Below are 12562 nucleotides of genomic sequence, written 5' to 3'. Positions count from 1 at the left end.
GCTTCAGCCCCGCATCGCCTGGGCCAGGGCCACGCCGCGGCTGGTGCCGAGCCGGGTGGCGCCAGCCTCCACCAGGGCGAGGGCCTGCTCCAGGCTGGCGATGCCACCGGAGGCCTTGATGGCAGCCCGACCGCGGGCCAGCTGGCGCAGCTGTTCGATGTGGTCCACCGTTACCGCTGGCCCAAAGCCGCTGCCGCTTTTAAGGAAGCGGGCGCCGGCATCGATGCTGATCTCCACCAGTAGGGCCAGGGCGTCGGGATCGAGCCTGCCCACCTCCAGGATCACCTTCACCGGCAGGCCCAGCTCGCAGATGGCGGCGAGTTCGTCGTGGATCGGCGTGCTCTGGCGGTCCACCAGGGCGCCGAAATCGGGCACCACGTCCAGTTCGTCGGCCCCGGCCTCAGCCGCTGCCACCGCTTCGGCCAGCTTCACCGCCGCCGGCACGGCGCCGAAGGGGAAGCCCACCACGGCAATCAGCTGGGGGCTGGCGCCCTTGCCCTCAAGGGGCAGCTGCTCCCTAGCAGTGGCCACCCAGCGGGAGGCCACGCACACCCCGGCAAAGCCGAAATGGCGGGCTTCCTCGCAGCACTGGCGCACGGCGCTGCTGCCGTGGTGGGGATCCAGCAGGGCGTGGTCGATCAGGGGGGCTAGGTCTGGCCGGTCGGCGCTCACGCGTCTTTGGCCTGGATTACCCCGAAGCCGCCATGGTTGCGGTGATACACCACCTGGATCTGGCCAGTTTCGGCGTCGCGGAAGACGTAGAAGTCGTGGTCGATCAGCTCCAGCTGGTGCAGGGCATCATCGAGGCTCATCGAGGGCATGTCGTAGTACTTGCGCCGCACACCCCGGTTGGGCAGTTCGGGCTCCTTGCCGTCCACCAAGGTGCTGCCGGGGGGCGGCAGATTGGCGGCGGCGCCGGCCTCCTCGTCGCGGGCGGAGCGGTGCACCGGCCCCTGGGCCTGCTCCTGGATGCGGTCCTTGTAGCGGTGCAGCTGGCGGCTGAGCTTGCTGGCCACCAGGTCGATGCTGGCGTAGAGGTTGTCGCTGCGCTCCTGGGCGCGGATCACGGTGCCATTGGCAAACATCGTGACTTCGACCGTTTGCTGCGGCACCCGGGGGTTGCGGGCCACCGACAGGTGCACGTCGGCCTCTTTAACAAGGCCCTCAAAGTGGTGAATGGCGCGGGTCAGCTTGGTTTCGGTGTACTCCCGGATGGCGGGAGTGACGTCAAGATTGCGGCCATGGATCAGCAGTTTCATCAGATGGCAACCACCTCAGGTGCTCTGGTGCACCAACGCTAAGAACGGCTTGTGATATCTCCCAACCTCGATGCAATCCTTTTTGAAGCGACGGCTCCGGTGCCGTTTGAACGGGCCTGGGCGGTCCAGCGCCAGCTGCAGCAGCGGCTGCTGGCCCATCCCGAGGGGCCCGACAGCGTGCTCCTGCTTGAGCATGAGCCCTGCTACACCCTGGGCCGCGGCGCTTCGGAGGCCTTTCTGCGCTTCGATCCCGCCGCACCGCCCCTGCCCCTGCACCGCATTGACCGTGGCGGCGAGGTGACCCACCACGCCCCGGGCCAGCTGGTGCTCTACCCGGTGCTGAATTTGCAGCGCCACGGCGCTGACCTGCACCTGTATCTGCGCCAACTCGAGCAGGTTGTGATCGATGTGATGGCGGGTCTGGATCTGCAGGGCGAGCGGATCGATGGGCTCACCGGGGTGTGGCTGGAGGGCCGCAAGCTGGCGGCGATCGGTGTGGGGGCCAGGCGCTGGATCAGCCAGCACGGCCTGGCCCTGAATGTGGATTGCGACCTGGCTGGCTTTGCGGCAGTGGTGCCCTGTGGACTCCGTGATCGGCCCGTGGGGCGTCTGGTGGATTGGCGGCCGCAGCTCAACGCCCAGCAGCTGCGTCAGCCCCTGCTGGATGCTTTTGCCAGAAGTTTTGGCCTGGTGCTGCGGCAATCCAATCCTCAGGATGGGGTGTTCAAGCTATGACGGCTGCCCTGGCCAGGGAAATTATTTTCCGCAGCGGGGAACATCTCGTCCTGGTTGTTTCCAGTGTGGCGTTGGCCCTGCTGATCGCCCTGCCCCTGGGCCTGGCGATTCAGTCGCACCCCAGCTGGCGCCGCCTGGTGCTGGGGCTGGCCAATGCCGTGCAGACCATCCCCAGCCTGGCGATTTTTGGATTGCTGCTTACCGTGCCCCTGCTAGGTGGCATTGGCCCCACGCCAGCGGTGGTGGCGCTGACCCTCTACGCCTTACTGCCCCTGCTGCGCGGTCTGCTCACCGGGCTCCAACAGGTTCCGCCCGGGCTGAAGCAGGCCGGGCAGGCATTGGGGCTCAGTGGCGGCCAGGTGCTGCGCTACGTGGAGCTGCCGCTGGCCCTGCCCAGCCTGATGGCGGGCCTGCGGGTGGCTGCCGTGATCGCCGTGGGGGTGGCCACGATCGGCGCGGCGATTGGTGCCGGTGGGTTGGGGGTATTCATCTTCCGGGGCATCGCCACGGTGAACAACACCCTGCTGCTGGCCGGGGCCCTGCCGGCGGCTGCCATTGCCCTGGCTGCCGATGCTTGTCTGGGAGCTCTGGAGAATCACCTTGTTCAGGGGATGCGGCGGCCCCCTCAAAGGTCACGGCTATGGCTAGGGATCCGGGAGTGGATTCGGCGGCGGTGGACCCTGGCGGCGGCCCTGACCGGCGCGGCCCTGCTTGCCGTCGTCCTCGGCTGGCATCAGCTGGCCCCTCCAGGCCCTGCCGGCTCGGTGGTGATCGGGGCCAAGGGTTTTACCGAACAGCAGTTGCTCGGTGAACTGCTGGCCCAGGAGATCGAAGAACACACTTCGCTGCAGGTGCGGCGCGAATTCAGCCTCGGCAGCACCTTTCTTTGCCATGAGGCCGTGCGCCAGGGCCGGGTCGATGGCTACGTCGAATACACCGGCACGGCCTGGTCGGCGATCCTCAAGCAGCCCTCGGGCCCCGGCGCCAGCGACCGCGCCAGCCTCTGGAACCGTGCTCGCCGGCTTTACGCCGAGCGCTACGGGCTGCGGATGTTCCCCTCGCTTGGCTTCGAGAACACTTTTGCAATTTTGATCCGCCAAGCCCAGGGGCAGCAACTCGGGCTCCGGACCATCAGCCAGGCGGTGCAGCCCGCCCGCCGATGGCGGGCCGCCTTCGGCTATGAGTTTCTCAACCGGGGCGATGGCTACCCGGGGCTGGCGAGCCGCTATGGACTGCGTTTCGCCGCGCCGCCTACGGCCATGGATCTGGGCCTCACCTACCGGGCCCTGGCCGACGGCCGGGTGGATTTGATTGCAGGAGATAGCACCAGCGGCCTGATTCCCGCCCTGAAGCTGCAGGTGCTGCTGGATGACCGCAACTACTTCCCCTCTTATGACGCGGTGCCCGTGTTCAACGCGGCAAGCCTGGAGCGCCATCCGGAGCTGGTGCCGGTGCTGGAGAACCTGGCGGGCCGCCTCTCGGCCGTCACCATGCAACAGCTCAATGCTGCGGTGGATCTGGACCACCAGAGCCCCGAACTGGTGGTGCGCCGCTGGCGGCAGGAGCACTGAACAGCCCCCTTCCTGGCGCCGTTAGGCCAAGGCCGCCGGTCCCGGGTGTTAACACTGCTGGCAAGCCCTACCGCTTCCACCGCCGTGGCCCGCGTCGCCTCCCCCGCTGAAATCCATTGGAGCGGCAGTCGCCGCGATCGCCAGGCCCTGGCCCAGCGCGCCGACTGGAGCGGCCTCACCGGCCTGGAGCAGCTCTGGCCAGTGCTCGCGGCGCGCCACGGCGATGCCTTGGCCCTGGAGGCTCCCCACGCGGCCACGCCCGAGCAGCTCAGCTACCGCGAGTTGCAGCAGCGCATCGAGCAGGCCGCGGCGGCCTTTGCTGGCCTGGGAGTGGGCGCTGGTGATGTGGTGGCCCTGTTTGCTGAAAACGGTCCCCGCTGGCTGCAGGCCGACCAGGGGCTGATGCGGGCTGGGGCCGCTGATGCGGTGCGGGGCAGTGCGGCGCCGGTGGAGGAGCTGGGATACATCCTTGAAGATTCTGGCGCTTGCGGCCTGGTGGTGGAGTCGGCGTCCCTGCTGGCCAAGCTGAAACTCTCCACTGAGACAAGGGCGCGCTTGCGCTTTGTGGTCCTGTTGGCGGGGGAACGGGATGCGGGGTCGGCGCCGGGATCCTGTATCAGTTGGGGCGAACTGCTCGAGCGCGGGGCGGCGGCGTTGGCCTGCGGCACGCCGGCCCCGCCACCACCGGCTGATGGGGCCCGCCTCGCCACGATTTTGTACACCTCTGGCACCACGGGGCAGCCCAAGGGTGTGCCCCTGAGCCACTCAAACTTGCTGCACCAGCTGCGCCACCTGGGGGTGGCCGTGGCACCCAAGCCGGGTGACCGGGTGGTGAGCGTGCTGCCGATCTGGCACTCTTATGAGCGCAGTGCTGAGTATTTCCTGCTGGCCTGTGGCTGCCGCCAGACCTACACAACCCTCAAGCAGCTGCGCGCCGACCTGCAGCAGGTAAAGCCCCACTATTTGATCAGCGTGCCGCGGCTGTGGGAGGCCCTGCTCTCTGGCTTTGACGATGCCCTGGCGGCCATGCCGGCCTGGCGCCAGCGCTTACTGGGCGCGGCCCTGGCCAACAGCCGCGCTTTTGGCCGCCGCCGCCGCCAGGCCCTCGATCTCACCCTTGCGCCGGAGGCCTGGCCGGCCAGGCTCGGCGCCGCGGGGCTGGCCTTGCTGCGCTGGCCCCTGCACCGGCTGGCGGCGGCCTTGCTCTGGCCGAAGCTGCGCCAGCAGCTGGTGGGCGGCCGGCTGCGTACTGCCATCAGCGGTGGCGGCGCCCTGGCCATGCACGTGGATGGCTTCTTCGAAGCCATCGGCATCGAGCTGCTGGTGGGCTACGGCCTCACCGAAACCAGTCCCGTGCTCACCTGCCGGCGCCGTTGGGCCAACCGCCGCGGTAGCGCCGGCCAGCCCCTGGCGGGCACCAGCCTGCGGATCGTTGATCTCGAATCCGGCGAGCTGCTGGCCCTGGGGCAGCGCGGCCGGGTGCTGGCCCGAGGCCCCCAGGTGATGGCGGGCTACTGGGGCAAGCCGGATGCCAGCGCGGCTGTGCTTGACGGCGAAGGCTGGTTTGATACCGGCGATCTGGGCCACCTGCTGCCCGATGGCTCCCTGGTGCTCACCGGCCGGGCCAAGGACACGATCGTGCTCAGCAGCGGCGAAAACATCGAGCCCGGCCCCCTCGAGGAGGCCTTGGTGGCCAGCCCCTTGATCGAGCAGGTGCTGGTGGTGGGCCAGGACCGCAAGCAGCTCGGCGCTCTGGTGGTGGCCAAGGAGGCGGCGGAGTGGAGCGAACTAGCCCAGTTGCGCGCCCTAACGCGGGAGTGCAACCGGCTACTGGCCGCCCGCCCCGGCTCACGCCCCGACGAACGCCTTAGCGGTGTGGCCTTGGTGGAGCCATTCACGCTCGATAACGGTCTGCTCACCCAGACCCTCAAGCAGCGCCGCGACCGGATTACGGCCCGCGATGCTGCGGCGATTGAGGCGATCTACGCACCCCGCTGACCCTTGTGGGTGCGGTGCGGCGAACCGGCGGTTGACCCCGGTGCGCCCTGCTGACAGCCTGGGCGCTGTTTTACTCCCCCCATGGCTGACGGCTCCCTCACGATCAAACGCACCATCACCGTGCGTGCCGTGGTTACCCCCCGTTGGAAGGAGGACGCCGAGCGAGAGCTAAGCAATGCCATCGCCAATGTCGACGCCCAGTTGTCCCAGCTAGAGCAGGAGGGTCAGCAACTGGTAGATGAGATCCGCCGCCAGAGCGCCAACCCCCTCGACCCCCGGGTGCAGGAGCAGGTGGCTTCAGTGCAGCAGCAGGTGGCGGCAAAGCGCGCCGAGCTGGAGGAGCAGAAGCGCCAGATGCTGGAGCAGCAACGCCAGGTGCGCGAACTGGAAATGGAGCAGATTGTTGAGCAAGGCCAGATCGAGAGCGTCTGCGATGTGCAGGTGGGCGACAACCTGGTTGAGAAGTTGCAGGCGGCTGTGCTGGTGCGCGATGGCGTGATCGAGGCCATCGAGGCCGGCTGATCCCCCTGGCGGGAGCCGCGTAAAATCAGCCCATTACACGGCAGACCTCCGTTGGCCACCCACGAAATCTTCATGCCGGCCCTCTCCTCCACCATGACGGAGGGCAAGATCGTGGAGTGGCTGAAGCATCCAGGCGACAAGGTTGAGCGCGGCGAGTCCGTGCTGGTCGTCGAGTCGGATAAGGCCGACATGGACGTGGAGTCTTTCAACGAGGGCTACCTGGCGGCTGTGTTGATGCCTGCCGGCGGCACGGCGCCGGTGGGCGAAACAATTGGCCTGATCGTCGAAACCGAGGCTGAGATTGCCGAGGTGGCAGCCAAGGCCCCAGCGGCATCTGCCCCAGCTGCTGCCCCAGCCCCAGCGCCTGCGGCCGCCACCCCAACTCCCGCTCCCTCCGCACCCGTAACCCCACCTCCTGCTCCGGCTATTGCTGTGGCGGCTCCGGTGGTGGCTCCGGCCTCCACGGCCAGCGGCCGAGTGGTGGCCTCGCCGCGGGCCAAGAAGCTTGCCTCCCAATTGGGTGTCGATTTGGGTGTCCTGCGCGGCAGCGGTCCCCACGGCCGCATCCAGGCGGAAGACGTGATGGCTGCCACCGGTCAGCCGATCACGGTGCCGCGGGTTGCCGAGGGCTCAGGCCCCGCCTCCGCACCTGCCGCTTCCAATGGTGCAGCTGCGCCTCTCCCAGCTCCCGCCGGCGATGCCTTCGGCCGGCCCGGCGAGAGCGTGGGCTTCAACACGCTGCAAAACGCTGTCAACCGCAACATGGTCGCCAGCCTGGCGGTGCCCTGTTTCCGGGTGGGATACACAATCACCACCACCAAGCTCGACGCTTTTTACAAGCAGGTGAAGCCCAAGGGCGTCACGATGACTGCCCTGCTGGCCAAGGCCGTGGGCGTGGTGCTGGCGCGCCATCCCCAGGTAAATGCCGCCACCAGCGTCGATGGCACTGCCATGGCTTTCCCGGCCTCAGTGAATGTGGCCGTGGCCGTAGCCATGGAAGACGGAGGCCTGATCACTCCGGTGCTGGCCAACGCCGACAAGACCGATATCTATGCCATGGCCCGCAACTGGGCCGACCTGGTGGCGCGGGCCCGCAGCAAGCAGCTCCAGCCTGAGGAATACAGCACCGGCACTTTCACCCTCTCTAACCTCGGCATGTTTGGTGTGGATCGCTTCGACGCAATCCTGCCCCCAGGCACCGGCGCCATCCTGGCGGTGGCCGCCTCCCGGCCCGCAGTGGTGGCAGGTAAAGACGGCTCGATTCGGGTGGCCAACCAAATGCAGGTGAATCTCACCTGCGACCACCGCACGATTTATGGCGCCCAGGCGGCTGCCTTCCTCAAGGACCTGGCTCAGCTGATCGAGACCAACCCAGAAAGCTTGGCCTTCTGAAGCCCCTATCGCGATGAAACAGCCTGCGGCCCAACCCTTGCTCCGCAGGCTGTTGGGCAAACCTCTGCCTCGCGCGGAAGCCTCTGCTCAGCGCCTGCCCAGTGTGCAGGCTCTGCCGATTCTTTCCTCAGATGCTCTCTCCTCGGTGGCCTATGCAACCGAGGCTGCGCTTGGGGTTCTGGTGTTGGCCGGCAGCCAGACCTTGGGCCTGTCGCTGCCGATCACCGCAGCGATCGTTGTTTTGATCGCCATCGTGGTGTTCTCATATCGCCAGACGATCGAGGCCTATCCCCAGGGCGGTGGCTCCTATGTGGTGGCCCGCGAAAACCTGGGCACCGGGCCTTCGCTGGTGGCGGCGGCAGCTCTTTTGGTGGATTACACCCTCACCGCGGCAGTGAGTCTGATGGCAGGTACTCAAGCCCTCTCCTCGCTTTTGCCAGCCCTGCTCCCCTACGAGGTGCCCTTGGCGCTGCTGCTGCTCCTGGCTGTCGGATGGGCCAATCTGCGGGGCCTGCGCGAAGCCGGCCAGGCGTTCACCGTTCCCACCTACGCCTTTGTGGTGATGGTGGCGCTGCTGGCGGTGTTCGGCCTCCACAACCTGGTGTTTGCCCATGGCTTTACGCCCGATGCGCCACCGGTGATCCGGGCGGTGGAGCCCCTGGGACTGTTTTTGCTACTTCGTGCCTTCAGCTCTGGCTGCTCTGCGATGACTGGAATTGAAGCCATCGCCAATGGAGTTTCGGTGTTTCGTGAACCGGCGGCTCGCCGGGCCCAGGCCACCTTGTTGGTAATGGGGGTAATGCTGGCCGCCATGTTCCTGGTCGTCAGCGGACTTGCTTTCCTCTACGGAGTGGCTCCTGATCCGGAGCGCACGGTGCTGGCCCAAATCGGCATGAGGGTGTTTGGCGCCGGCAGTCCAATGTTCTGGGCATTGCAGATCACCACTCTGCTGATCCTTGCCCTGGCGGCCAACACCGCCTTTGCGGGGTTCCCCCGATTGGCGGCGATGCTGGCCCATGACCGCTTCCTGCCCCGTCAGATGGGCTGGATTGGCGACAGGCTTGTATTTCAGAACGGTATCGCCGTGTTGCTGGTGACCACCGCTCTGATCATCCTCGTGTGCCGGGGTGACACCAGCGTGGCTGTGAACCTCTACGCCTTGGGCGTGTTCCTGGCCTTCACCCTTTCCCAGGCGGGGATGGTGGTGCGCTGGTTGCGGCTACGGGGCGCTGGCTGGCTGGGTCGATTGACGATGAATGCCTTGGGAGCACTCACGACCTTGGTGGTGCTGCTGGTGATCGTGGTAGGAAAATTTGCCGAGGGGGCCTGGATAGTGGTGATTGCTATCCCGCTTCTGGTGTGGCTGCTGGCACGCATTCGGGGCCGCTATCACAGGGTTTATGCGGCTATTTCCCTGCCAGCCGAGGCACAGGGCACAGTGCGCTTGCCTGATCGACGCGACCCCGTGGGCAACTGCAGCATCGTCTGGATTCCTTCCCTGTCACGTCCATCCCTAGATGCCCTGCGCTACGCCGCCAAGGTGTCGGATCAGGTGATTGGGGTGTGGGTTCGCTCCGAGGAGGACGACCCTGCAATGATCCGCCGCGACTGGCAGCGGCTAGTAGGCGAGTCGCCCGGAATCCAATTGCATATCTTGGCAAGCCCCTTCTCCTCGCTGGTTGATCCTTTTGTGGCATTCGTGGCGTCTGAGGAGCAGCTTCACCCAGACGTCACCCACACAATTGTGATGCCGATGGCGATACCTCGTTACAGCTTTGATTCGCTACTTCTCAATCAACGCGGCATCAATATGCACAGAGCCCTTGATGCCAGCGGCAATCGCGTTTTTACCCTCGTGCGCTATTACCTTCCGGCATGAGCGATTCCGCCGATCTACGGCTCTCCAGTTACGACTTTAATCTGCCAGAGGAGCGCATCGCTCAGCGTCCCGTGGAGCCGCGCCATGCGGCGAGGCTGCTGGTGGTGGAGCCAGGCGGGGCTAGTCCTGCGCCCCAGGCTCGTCATTTGAACGTCTGGGACCTGCAGCAGGAGCTGCGGCCCGTCGACCTACTGGTGGTGAACAACACAAGGGTGCTTCGGGCTCGGCTGGAGGCGCGCCGGCCCAGTGGCGGCTCCGTGGAACTGCTGGTGCTGGAGCCTTGGCATGGCGGGCAGGGCCAGTGGCTCTGCCTGGCTAAACCCGCCAAGAAGCTCAAGCCTGGTGATTGGATCGAGGTGGTGGCCGAAGGCCAGACGCCGCTGCCGTTGCAGGTGCTTGGCAGTGACCCCGATACGGGCGGGCGGATTGTGCAGTTTCCGCTGGAGTGCGCCGATGCGGCGGCATTGGAGCCGCTGCTGGTGCAGTACGGCGCCATCCCCCTGCCGCCCTATATCCACGAGCACGACGAAAGCGACAACGAGCGCTATCAGACCCGCTACGCCGCCAAGCCTGGGGCTGTTGCTGCGCCAACAGCGGGGCTGCATCTCAGCGACGAACTGCTGGCGGCGATCCGCGCTCGAGGTGTGGAGCTGGCCACCACCACCCTGCACGTGGGCTTGGGCACCTTTCGCCCCGTGGAAACGGAAGACCTAAGCCAACTCCAGTTGCACAGTGAGTGGGTGGAGGTGACCCCAGAGCTGGTGGCGGCGGTGGCCGCCTGCCGCGCCCGTGGCGGCCGGGTGATAGCCATCGGCACCACCTCGGTGCGGAGCCTCGAGGCGGTGGCCCAGCTGCATGGCGGCGAGCTGCGGCCCCACACGGGGCCGGTGAATCTGGTGATCCAGCCGGGCTACAGGTTTGCCGTGGTGCAGGGGCTGCTAACCAACTTCCACCTGCCCAAGAGCTCCTTGCTGCTACTGGTGAGTGCCCTGCTAGGCCGCGAGCGCCTTTTGGCTCTTTATGCCGAGGCGATCGCCCGGGAGTACCGCTTCTTCTCCTATGGCGATGCCATGTGGATTGCGCCGGAAGTGGTGCTCAGCTCAGCAGCTCCAATCCAGCAAACAACCTGAAGGCAGGGTCATTGCTGGCGAGCAGCAATCCATCGGCAATCGCCTGGGCGGCCAGAAGGCGGTCAAAGGGATCGCGGTGCTCAACATCCAGGAGTCCGGCCTGACGCGCCACCGCCCCGGTTATGGGCAGTTCGATGGCGGCCAACCCGTTAAGGGCCTGGGGGTAGTTGTGCACTATGGCTTGTGCCTGATTGAGCTTGCCAATGCGCCATTTAGTGGCGATTTCCCAGGCGGTCGCAGCGCTCACTAACAATTGGTTGTTGCTGTTTTCTAGGGCGTCGCGCAGGACTGGTGAGAGTTTTTGCGGTTCAAGCACTGCCCAAATCAGGATGTGGGTGTCGAGCAGCAGCCTCATAGGCCCCAGCCCTCAAGTTCATTGTTGGCCAGGGGCTCAAAGAATTCATTACCCAGGCTTCCTGACATGAAGCCCAGCTGGCGCCGGGGTTTGGGATCGAGGGGCACGAGCTGGGCGATCGGTTTGCCATTGCGGGCTAGCAAGATGTGTTCGCCGGCTGCCACCCGTGCAAGCAGGGCCGAAAGATGGGTCTTGGCGTCCTGGACGTTCACAGTCTTGATATCCATGCTTGGTTGACCAGGCCTGTCTGGTCAGACTAGTCAAGTCACGGCTGTGTATTTCAGAGCCATAAAAAAGCCCCCGGGTTCGCCGGGGGCTTGGCCTCAATGACGGTTAAACGCCCGGAGAGGGAGTTTGAATCAGGCGGCAGCCAGATTGGCAGCTACGAAGTCCCAGTTCACCAGCTTCTCGAGGTAGGTGGTCATGTAGTCGGGACGGCGGTTCTGGTAGTCGAGGTAGTAGGCGTGCTCCCACACATCCATGGTGAGCAGGGCCTTCTGGCCGTGGGCTAGGGGCAGGTCGGCATTGGCGGTCTTGGTGACTTTCAGGCTGCCGCCATCGAGCACCAGCCAGGCCCAGCCGCTGCCGAACTGGGTGGCACCGGCGGTTTTGAACTGCTCGACGAAGGCCTCGTAGCTGCCGAAATCAGCATTGATCTTGTCGGCCAGGGCGCCGGTGGGCTGGCCACCACCACCGGGCTTCATGCACTGCCAATAAAAGCTGTGGTTCCAAACCTGAGCGGCGTTGTTAAAAACGCCAGCCTTGCCACCATCACCAGCCACTGCGGTGATGGTGTCTTCCAGGCTCTTGTCCTCAAGGTCGGTGCCAGCCACCAGGTTGTTGAGGTTGGTCACGTAGGCAGCGTGGTGCTTGCCGTGGTGAAACTCCAGGGTGGAGCGGGAGATGTTGGGCTCGAGCGCATCGAGGCCGTAGGGCAGCGCGGGCAGCGTGTGAGCCATGGAGAGGAAAAAGAAGAGGGGGTAGGCAGGAGGGGCGGCGCGCCAGCATCCAGCCAGAGCGTCCATCCTAACGATCCCAGCCCGCAGCTCAGCCGCCGATGCGCAACAGCTCCACCTCGAAAGTGAGGGTGGCGTTGGGAGGGATAACGCCGCCGGCGCCACGATCGCCGTAGGCCAGATCGGGTGGAATCACCAGCTTGCGCTTGCCGCCCACCTTCATGCCAGCCACACCCTCATCCCAGCCCTGGATCACCCGGCCGCCGCCAAGGGGAAAGGAGAAGGGACCGCGGCCGTAGCTGCTGTCGAATTCCGTGCCGTTGGCCAGGGTGCCCCGGTAGTTCACGGCCACGGTCTGGCCGGCGATGGCTTCAGCGCCATCGCCGACTACCAGGTCGGTGATGCGCAGGCCGCTGGGGGTGGTGCGCTCTTTAGGAGCGTTGAGTTCACCTCCGAGGCCGCTGGCTTGCGCGAGCTCAGCGCCGTTGGTTTGATCGTTTTCGCTGGCCATCACAAAAAGGGTGGGGTTGGGGTCGTCGGGGTCGAGCTCGAAGCTGCTGCTCACGGCTGGCCGCGCTTGGGCTGAAAACAGGGAGGCCATGGCTTGGCCACCGGCGCTGGCCGCATCAACTCTGGCCGCGTCAACCACGGTTGGATTGACCAGCTGGCTCACCAGAGCCAGCAGCAGACAGGCCACGCAGACAGCGGAGCTGATCAGGATGTCGCGCATGGGACTCCAATTACTGGACTGATTCTGACGGGCAG

The 12562-nt window shown here is 65.9% G+C and carries 13 protein-coding genes; 7 read left to right on the top strand and 6 right to left on the bottom strand.

All coding sequences use genetic code 11. The features are described from left to right. Positions 1-3: 3 nt before the first annotated feature. Both deoC and hpf read right to left on the bottom strand, forming a co-directional pair. On the bottom strand, positions 4-672 hold the full coding sequence (deoC, locus tag KBY85_RS01325; protein WP_254959782.1) for a deoxyribose-phosphate aldolase: 669 nt from the start codon (positions 670-672) through the stop codon (positions 4-6). Further along, a complete protein-coding gene (gene hpf, locus KBY85_RS01320) occupies positions 669-1259 on the bottom strand; it encodes a ribosome hibernation-promoting factor, HPF/YfiA family (RefSeq protein ID WP_254959781.1) in 591 nt (196 codons plus the stop codon). Before hpf ends, deoC begins: the two co-directional genes overlap by 4 nt. A 54-nt stretch (positions 1260-1313) precedes the next feature. Here hpf and lipB point away from each other — a divergent pair, with 54 nt between their 5' ends. The 7 genes from lipB (at position 1314) to queA (ending at position 10486) form a co-directional block, all read left to right on the top strand. After that, the gene (lipB, locus tag KBY85_RS01315; RefSeq protein ID WP_254959885.1) at positions 1314-1994 is read left to right on the top strand and encodes a lipoyl(octanoyl) transferase LipB; all 681 of its coding nucleotides are present in this window, start codon (positions 1314-1316) and stop codon (positions 1992-1994) included. After that, positions 1991-3565, top strand: coding sequence for a glycine betaine ABC transporter substrate-binding protein (locus KBY85_RS01310; RefSeq protein WP_254959780.1), 1575 nt, complete (start codon positions 1991-1993; stop codon positions 3563-3565). The genes lipB and KBY85_RS01310 overlap by 4 nt, the downstream gene beginning before the upstream one ends. Positions 3566-3649: 84 nt before the next feature. Next, a complete protein-coding gene (locus tag KBY85_RS01305) occupies positions 3650-5563 on the top strand; it encodes an AMP-binding protein (RefSeq protein WP_254959779.1) in 1914 nt (637 codons plus the stop codon). Between the two features lie 81 nt (positions 5564-5644). Continuing rightward, complete coding sequence (locus KBY85_RS01300) at positions 5645-6085, top strand: YlqD family protein (protein WP_106502263.1); 441 nt, start codon at positions 5645-5647, stop codon at positions 6083-6085. Between the two features lie 51 nt (positions 6086-6136). Then, positions 6137-7477, top strand: a complete 1341-nt coding sequence (locus KBY85_RS01295; protein WP_254959778.1) for a dihydrolipoamide acetyltransferase family protein — start codon at positions 6137-6139, stop codon at positions 7475-7477. 13 nt (positions 7478-7490) lie between these two features. Next, complete coding sequence (locus tag KBY85_RS01290) at positions 7491-9356, top strand: APC family permease (RefSeq protein ID WP_254959777.1); 1866 nt, start codon at positions 7491-7493, stop codon at positions 9354-9356. Continuing rightward, entirely contained in the window at positions 9353-10486 is a 1134-nt protein-coding gene (gene queA, locus KBY85_RS01285) for a tRNA preQ1(34) S-adenosylmethionine ribosyltransferase-isomerase QueA (protein ID WP_254959776.1), read from the top strand. The genes KBY85_RS01290 and queA overlap by 4 nt, the downstream gene beginning before the upstream one ends. Here the strand turns inward: queA and KBY85_RS01280 are convergent. The 4 genes from KBY85_RS01280 to KBY85_RS01265 all read right to left on the bottom strand — a co-directional run bounded on the left by KBY85_RS01280 (position 10452) and on the right by KBY85_RS01265 (position 12527). Beyond that, entirely contained in the window at positions 10452-10841 is a 390-nt protein-coding gene (locus tag KBY85_RS01280) for a type II toxin-antitoxin system VapC family toxin (RefSeq protein WP_254959775.1), read from the bottom strand. The genes queA and KBY85_RS01280 overlap by 35 nt on opposite strands. Next, the gene (locus KBY85_RS01275; protein ID WP_254959774.1) at positions 10838-11068 is read right to left on the bottom strand and encodes a type II toxin-antitoxin system Phd/YefM family antitoxin; all 231 of its coding nucleotides are present in this window, start codon (positions 11066-11068) and stop codon (positions 10838-10840) included. Before KBY85_RS01275 ends, KBY85_RS01280 begins: the two co-directional genes overlap by 4 nt. 132 nt (positions 11069-11200) lie before the next feature. After that, entirely contained in the window at positions 11201-11800 is a 600-nt protein-coding gene (locus tag KBY85_RS01270) for a superoxide dismutase (RefSeq protein ID WP_254959773.1), read from the bottom strand. An 88-nt stretch (positions 11801-11888) separates the two neighbouring features. After that, positions 11889-12527, bottom strand: a complete 639-nt coding sequence (locus tag KBY85_RS01265) for an FKBP-type peptidyl-prolyl cis-trans isomerase (protein WP_254959772.1) — start codon at positions 12525-12527, stop codon at positions 11889-11891. Positions 12528-12562 lie beyond the last annotated feature (35 nt).

Source organism: Cyanobium sp. BA5m-10 (assembly GCF_024346255.1).
GTDB classification, from domain to species: domain Bacteria; phylum Cyanobacteriota; class Cyanobacteriia; order PCC-6307; family Cyanobiaceae; genus Cyanobium_A; species Cyanobium_A usitatum.
Note: the sequence above shows the minus strand (reverse complement) of the source record. Positions and strands in the feature narration are given on the sequence as shown.